Below are 5,318 nucleotides of genomic sequence, written 5' to 3'. Positions count from 1 at the left end.
ATTTTCTGTTGTAGGTTCATGTAATCCAAGCCCCTGAGTAAATGAATATCCAAAATCATCTTTCACTCTACTAACCAGATGGTCAAAAGCTATCTGATTATTCATTTTTAACCGAAAATGTTGTTCGCCCAGTTGTTCGATTTAATATGGCATATCGCCTTCCTTAATCGTTATCTATTCAAACTTATAAATGAAGACAAATAAATGTTTTTCAATCCTCCAATTAAAATTTTAATAATATATAAACCTTATTACTAAAATTTATCTCTATATTTTTTTAAGGGAATAAAAAGCCACCTCAGAGGGAAAAGAGCAAAGGTAAACATCCAATAGTCTCAGCATATTCATACTGCTTAAGCTAATAACTTAAGCTATTATTCTTAATGCCTGTTCCAGTCCTCTCTGCTTAATCGTAGCCCCCATCCCAAACCAAGCTGAATTCAATCGATGATCTCGACTCATGGCACGGCGTTCATGATCTACAAATTCAGTAATACTACAAAGTAATCCATAAGCTGTATCTTTGGCTGATACTAATTCGGCCCCACGTCCATGCCCATTGAACATTTCCATAGCTTTAGACATTGCTCGTCCATTTGGTTCAGATTTAGAGTTTGATTTTTTGTCCATTGATGCTGCTTTAAGATAATACTGAATAATACTTTCTTCTTGGTCTGTGACACTCAAAGTTGTATTATTAAACACGGCATCGAAGTAAGCTGCTGCTTCCTGCTGGGTGACTTTACGTTGGCTGAGTTGCTTCATTTCATACATGTGTTCATCCCATGCACGAACCGAAATACCCAATTGCTGCTTGATTTTCTCGGCATCAAACTTAGTACTGTGTGGCACCTTCACCACACCTGCACTACTATTCTGACCACGTAGAGCAATCGCCAGAGTGTTGTTACACACCACACGAATCGAGGTAAATTGTGCCGTGGTGGCTAGTGTTCCATCACATGCTGTTGCCAACAAGATGTAGCCATTACTGACATCCTTACTTTTTAATGCTGCCGACTGTCCTGTTCTTGCCAATGCCCAAAACTTACGCCCACCCTTAAGTACTCCTGCTGTTTCCAGCTCAAAACTAGATTGTTCGGTCAGGTCTCGGTAGAACTCTAGAATCTCTTTGGGTTGTACCTCCTGATAGCGTTGGCTCACTACCGATAACGGTGCATGCGTATCTGAGCGATAAAGCACCCGTTGCTCTTCATAAGGCATCAAAATGTTTTGTCCCCGTTCATTTTTTGCCATATAACTGACATTAGATGATTCTATTCGCCAGTCCATACCTGCTTGTTGTGCCCACACTTCTATCGGCTGATTTGGTGGGAGTTGATTGCCCAGACCATGCCAAGGGGTTTGACCAACGAATGCCATTGCTTCTATTTGATGTGCCATGATTGTTTTTCCTATTAAGTAATTTAAATACGGTGAAGGATGAGAATTACGCGAAGCCTGATTGCTGGATTTCAAAATGCTCCAGACATTGCTCACACTGGTAAAACAATGTGACCATATTGTCTTGGTGCTGCACGTAGAGCAGAAACATGCCACCGATAACTAAGCCCACAAAACCACCCACCAAAGGATGAACGGGACTACGTTTTGATAACTGCATACAGGCTGCCGCCAGAGACATCGGTGAGAATGATGAAAGCTTTGTAAATACGCCTGAACTGGGCTCCGTCTGGCGCAGTAATGTGATGTGTAGTGAATGACAGTAAGGACACTGGTGCATGTACTTCTTCCTTAAATACTGGACAAAATAAAAGAGCCTGCGGATTCGCAGGCTCTTTTTGTCTTAGTTAAATTTTATTGTTTACTGACCACGCCGTTTGTTTTTACAGTCAGCAACAGCTCGGGGTATGTAACTTAAACTTGGGTGACAAGGATCACTTCGCCCCGGGACATAAATACCTCCATATTTTCGAGGCTTTACACCAATGAAATTGATAAACGTGCTATTGGTTGTATAAGGAATCCGTGCCACGGTGGTATAAGCACTTGGGCCAACACTACTCAGTGCTAAAACCTGTTCACACTCATTAAACATTGATGCTTTAAATGTTCTTCGGGTTCCATTAACTAAAACAGTCTTATAAGTACAAGTTACTGGGCCGGAATATCCTGCCTGTTCTACTAAATATGCAGGTATTTCATGGGACTTAAGATCCACTGCATATGCTGAAATACTGATTACTGCTAACCCAAATCCTAGAAATAGTTTTTTCATTTGATCACTTTCTATTTCTTAATGGATTACAAAGTACAGGTCAGTTCAGCACTGTCGATGGTTTGTTTGGTTTTAATGTCAAATATCGTTTGCATGAGTAGACATTCACCAGTATTCGTGTTCGCACTGTAGAATATTGCTAAAACATATTTCTGTTCTGGGCCATATTTCATCACTTGCCAGCCTGTCCAATTTGATGGAAGTGAAGTTACCTTATTGCCATCAGTAATAGAGAACCAATAGTCAGTGTTACTTTCCCATGTCTCCTCAAGAGTATCTTCCCATTCTTTAGGAAGCTGATTCACTTCAAATAAGCCACAAGATACTTTATCTGAAGTGATGCATTTACCACTATCCATATTGGTTGTATATAACCCATGACCAAGGGCTTTACCTTTAGTATTTTCAATTGATTTCTTAGTAGAATTTGCTTCTTTTGCCTGCATTTCTAATACAGGCTCACTGCTTGCCTGAATCACAGCTTCAGAGGTAGCAGGTTCAGAAACAGATGCCGTAACCGTTGTTTCTGATTGAGGCTTTAAAAACTTGTCATAGCCAACCCATCCTGCAAGTACCACAACGAGTGTAGATAAAACGCCAATCATAAAAGTCTGGATGTTCTTAGGTTGTGTTGTCATCATGCTTCCCCCTTTCGGTTTCATGAATTTGCTTCATTAATGAGAGCAATTCGGTAGTTCTCTCATTTGGGTAATATGTATTTAAAATTTCTTTATTTATGATTTTCCTGATTGAGATCAGCTTGATTAAAAGCAGGGACTTCATCTCCTGCATTAATGCTTGTCACTGCTGTATTATCAGGACTGACCGAATGGCTGCGAACCGATTCAAGCATCTGTTCGGTTTGTTCATCCTGAGCATGGTCATAGGCATAAAACAATGCAAATGACAGCATAAAAATCACTGCATAAGCCGTGTACCATTTCCAGCGCCGTTTCAACCGTTGGGTATTGATCTTCATCAGCTACACTCCCAAATAGGCTTTTAATACAGTTCTGGCCTGATTGATCTGCTGTGCCTGTTGTTCAATGAGCTGCTGTACTGACTCAGGTAAGGTCTGGTATTTATCGGGGTGAAAGTCTGCCATCTTTTTCCGGTAGGCATCTTGAAGGGTTTGCTCATTCAATAGTTCGGGCTGAATCTCAAGAAGTTGACATGCCTGTAATTGTTCGTGACTCAAATCAGAAACTTTTTTCTGATTCATTTCCCCGGCCAGACATTGATAGATAATTTTGACGAGGTCTGGAAAGACTACCCGAGAGACGTTGGATAAACGGCACAGATGGGTCATGAAAAGGTCAGCTTGGTCCTGTTCAACTTGACCCAGTGCCATGGCATAGACTAGTTGTTCAATCATGTCCCTACGGAAGTTATAAGCCAGCTTATCCTTCAGGTCTGCCAGACGATGCAACAGGTCTTCATAATCGAAGCGCATCTGTGCATTCAGTAGTTTCTCAACATACTGATTCACTGCCTCATCATTCAACTTGGTAAAATGATCGGATACCGCTTCTTTTGATCGGGCATTCCATTGTCCTGCACTGAAGGTAATAAAGTAAGCAAATAGATCAATCATGATTTGCATACCTTTATCAATATTTACAGTCGTCTGATGAGTTCCTTGTCTGCCCTGACAACATTCATTTAGGAATGCGACTAGGGTTTTTACAACACCTTTATCCAATTGGGTAAAGTTCAGCTCATCCTGACCGTTGATCAAAATAGAACTCGTGATCATTCCAATATCTGCATCCACCCGCTGCATGTGTTCAAACAGATAAACCTGCTCATCTTCAAAACTGGCTTTATAGAAGAGCCCCTTTACGGTGAGGCACATCCCGACCTTGGCACTGCCGAATACCGTGTCATCAATCAGCATCAAAACTTCATCAGGATTTACACTATGAGGTAGGTAGGTCATGGCACCTTGCAGCTTCTTATTAGGAATGACTGGGGCAAAATAAATGTTGTCATTACTTCTTAATAAAGGCACCCACTGACTTTGCTGGATCAGGTCATTTATACGTGTCGACATGATACTTTTCCCCTAGAAGAACCAGCGTATAAGTGCAGCGGGCCACACTAAAGCTCCACCAAGTAAATAAGCTCCGGATTGCCCCGGATATTCCCAAATGCAATACAGCCAGTAACCAATCACGATAGTGAAATAGAATGTAAAAAATGGATGTTTCATGATCAATATTCCTAAATTGAGTTGCATAAACCCTTCCCGTTGCCCGAACAGGCAACAGGAAATGAGTGCTTCAATGATTTGCTTAAGGCTTTAAATATCTATTATTAAAGTTTATGTACGCACTGCTGACCTGACTGATACATCACACGGTCTAGGTCATTCGGGAGATAGCTCATACGTTCAATCTGGCGCATGACTTTGCGACCATAGTGTTCTTCGAACTTGTCGTAGACACAGGAACAATAGCTACGACTGCCACCCATGTTGTAACAGCCTTGCTTGACACCCTTTTCAAACTGGGAAGAACAGCCATTTAAAATTAGGACACTGACACCCACCACACCCATCAAAATTTTATTTTTCATCGTTATATCCAGTGACAAGGTCATGGAGCTTAGGCTTTTTTAGGCAATACAAAGCCCTGCCACGGTGTATCTCACATGACATTTTTTAAAGTTAAATTTTTAGACGAAAAAACTAAAGCTTAAGGAACTAGACGTTCATCAAACCCTATTAAAACTAATCAGGCGGTATAAAAAGAATATGCATAGCCAACTCCTTTATTTTGGGAGTTCTGCCAAAGCATTAGAGAATTATGGTGGCAGAACGAAAGAGGGGTTGACGGACTGGTCTCAGAGGCCAGCACACCCAAAGGGTGTCCCCCCTCCCGTTCCACCTTAGAAGGGGGGCACGAGGGGCTAAACACTAAAAGAAAGATCTTTTAATGCTCTGAGATACGGTCCGTCAAAACCGACTGGCAATGTAGGCCAGCATGCAAAGGATAATGTGCAACCTTTAAAGTGTCAATATTCTATAAGGATGATAAGCACTAGATCATTATAATTTTCATTCAGATAATAAAACTAC

The 5,318-nt window shown here is 41.1% G+C and carries 8 protein-coding genes; all 8 read right to left on the bottom strand.

Features of this window, described 5'->3' with window-relative positions; all coding sequences use genetic code 11:
* Positions 1-366 precede the first annotated feature (366 nt).
* The 8 genes from HUN22_RS15460 to HUN22_RS15425 all read right to left on the bottom strand — a co-directional run bounded on the left by HUN22_RS15460 (position 367) and on the right by HUN22_RS15425 (position 4,816).
* Positions 367-1,404, bottom strand: coding sequence for a DUF932 domain-containing protein (locus tag HUN22_RS15460; protein ID WP_174731154.1), 1,038 nt, complete (start codon positions 1,402-1,404; stop codon positions 367-369).
* 46 nt (positions 1,405-1,450) lie between these two features.
* On the bottom strand, positions 1,451-1,744 hold the full coding sequence (locus tag HUN22_RS15455) for a hypothetical protein (protein WP_174731151.1): 294 nt from the start codon (positions 1,742-1,744) through the stop codon (positions 1,451-1,453).
* Positions 1,745-1,825: 81 nt separating this feature from the next.
* Positions 1,826-2,239 (bottom strand): hypothetical protein, encoded by a 414-nt coding sequence (locus HUN22_RS15450; protein WP_174731148.1) that lies wholly within the window; start codon positions 2,237-2,239, stop codon positions 1,826-1,828.
* Between the two features lie 26 nt (positions 2,240-2,265).
* Positions 2,266-2,880 carry a hypothetical protein gene (locus HUN22_RS15445; RefSeq protein WP_438839290.1) on the bottom strand — a complete coding sequence of 205 codons (615 nt, stop codon included), beginning with the start codon at positions 2,878-2,880 and terminating at the stop codon, positions 2,266-2,268.
* Between the two features lie 89 nt (positions 2,881-2,969).
* A complete protein-coding gene (locus HUN22_RS15440; protein ID WP_174731144.1) occupies positions 2,970-3,218 on the bottom strand; it encodes a hypothetical protein in 249 nt (82 codons plus the stop codon).
* 3 nt (positions 3,219-3,221) lie between these two features.
* Positions 3,222-4,292: a molecular chaperone DnaJ gene (locus HUN22_RS15435; RefSeq protein WP_174731141.1), complete on the bottom strand. Its 1,071-nt coding sequence runs from the start codon at positions 4,290-4,292 to the stop codon at positions 3,222-3,224.
* A 12-nt stretch (positions 4,293-4,304) separates the two neighbouring features.
* Positions 4,305-4,451, bottom strand: a complete 147-nt coding sequence (locus HUN22_RS15430; RefSeq protein WP_000682270.1) for a hypothetical protein — start codon at positions 4,449-4,451, stop codon at positions 4,305-4,307.
* 104 nt (positions 4,452-4,555) lie between these two features.
* Complete coding sequence (locus HUN22_RS15425; RefSeq protein WP_174731138.1) at positions 4,556-4,816, bottom strand: hypothetical protein; 261 nt, start codon at positions 4,814-4,816, stop codon at positions 4,556-4,558.
* Positions 4,817-5,318: the final 502 nt, after the last annotated feature.

Origin of the sequence: Acinetobacter lactucae (assembly GCF_013344765.1) — a bacterium.
Classification (GTDB): Bacteria; Pseudomonadota; Gammaproteobacteria; order Pseudomonadales; family Moraxellaceae; genus Acinetobacter; species Acinetobacter lactucae_A.
This window is presented reverse-complemented; position numbering and strand designations above follow the sequence as displayed.

Excerpts from the sequence above, each read along its gene's own strand:
- HUN22_RS15460 (WP_174731154.1), bottom strand. The coding sequence starts at position 1,404 with ATGGCACATCAAATAGAAGCAATGGCATTCGTTGGTCAAACCCCTTGG.
- HUN22_RS15455 (WP_174731151.1), bottom strand. The coding sequence starts at position 1,744 with ATGCACCAGTGTCCTTACTGTCATTCACTACACATCACATTACTGCGC.
- HUN22_RS15450 (WP_174731148.1), bottom strand. The coding sequence starts at position 2,239 with ATGAAAAAACTATTTCTAGGATTTGGGTTAGCAGTAATCAGTATTTCA.
- HUN22_RS15445 (WP_438839290.1), bottom strand. The coding sequence starts at position 2,880 with ATGATGACAACACAACCTAAGAACATCCAGACTTTTATGATTGGCGTT.
- HUN22_RS15440 (WP_174731144.1), bottom strand. The coding sequence starts at position 3,218 with ATGAAGATCAATACCCAACGGTTGAAACGGCGCTGGAAATGGTACACG.
- HUN22_RS15435 (WP_174731141.1), bottom strand. The coding sequence starts at position 4,292 with ATGTCGACACGTATAAATGACCTGATCCAGCAAAGTCAGTGGGTGCCT.
- HUN22_RS15430 (WP_000682270.1), bottom strand. The coding sequence starts at position 4,451 with ATGAAACATCCATTTTTTACATTCTATTTCACTATCGTGATTGGTTAC.
- HUN22_RS15425 (WP_174731138.1), bottom strand. The coding sequence starts at position 4,816 with ATGAAAAATAAAATTTTGATGGGTGTGGTGGGTGTCAGTGTCCTAATT.